Below are 855 nucleotides of genomic sequence, written 5' to 3'. Positions count from 1 at the left end.
CGCGCCCCGGCGCGCGGCCACTCCGGCCCGCCGCGCCACCATGGCGTGGACCTCGGGGGTGAGCCAGCGCAAGAGCTGCGCCGGAGGGCGCAGTCCGGCTGTGGTCTCGATGATCGCCTGCGACAGCTGGCTCACCCAGGTCTGCGGGTCGGGCAGGTCCGGTGTGGACGTGGCCTGCGGCCCGAAGTAGGGGTCCTCGTCGCGGTGGCGGAAGTCGACGGCGAGGGTGCCCTGTACGAACTCCGGCGGCCGGGTGGGCAGCTCGGGGACCGAGCGCAACCGGCGCGGGGTCGACCGTGGAATCGGCCGCACACGCAGCGGCGGGTCGTCGGGAACGGGCGCGGCACCCATCACTGGACCTCCTGGGGTGCGGTGAGGACCTGACCGGGCAGCAGCAGGTCGGGGTCGTCACCGATCACGTGACGGTTGGCGGCATACCAGCGCGGCCAGGCGCGGGCGATCTCGGACGCGGTGGCCTCGGGACCGAGAGCGCGCGCGGCGATCCACCAGAGGGAGTCGCCCCGGTGCACGACCAGCCGCGACGCGTCCGTCGGCGCGGCGTCGGCCGGACAGCCGCTGACCAAGGAGACCTCGGACGACTCCCGACGGACCTCGGCCCTGGCGGGGCGCCATCCGGGGCGGGGCAGGCAGTCGTCGGCGGAGGCAGCGGACACGAAAGGCTCGGAGGACGCGGTGGGATCGGCGCTCCGGAAGGACGGATCCGGCAGGGCGCCGAGCGCCGTGTCGGAGGTGCCCGAGGTGCCGCCAGAGGCGACCGTCACCGCCGCGGTGGCGGGGGTGACCGCGGGGGTGGGGAGTGCCAGAGCCGGCGCCGACCCGGCGGTGGTGACCAGG

Annotated in this window: 2 protein-coding genes; both read right to left on the bottom strand. The window is 75.8% G+C overall.

Features of this window, described 5'->3' with window-relative positions; translation table 11 throughout:
- The coding region (locus FRW57_RS22260) for an Rv3235 family protein (protein WP_238999549.1) at positions 1 to 351 on the bottom strand (351 nt) is incomplete at its 3' end.
- The coding region (locus FRW57_RS23720; RefSeq protein ID WP_420853288.1) for a LysM peptidoglycan-binding domain-containing protein at positions 351 to 855 on the bottom strand (505 nt) is incomplete at its 5' end. The genes FRW57_RS22260 and FRW57_RS23720, both read right to left, overlap by 1 nt.

Source organism: Segeticoccus rhizosphaerae (assembly GCF_009192725.1).
Lineage (GTDB): Bacteria > Actinomycetota > Actinomycetes > Actinomycetales > Dermatophilaceae > Segeticoccus > Segeticoccus rhizosphaerae.
Note: the sequence above shows the minus strand (reverse complement) of the source record. Positions and strands in the feature narration are given on the sequence as shown.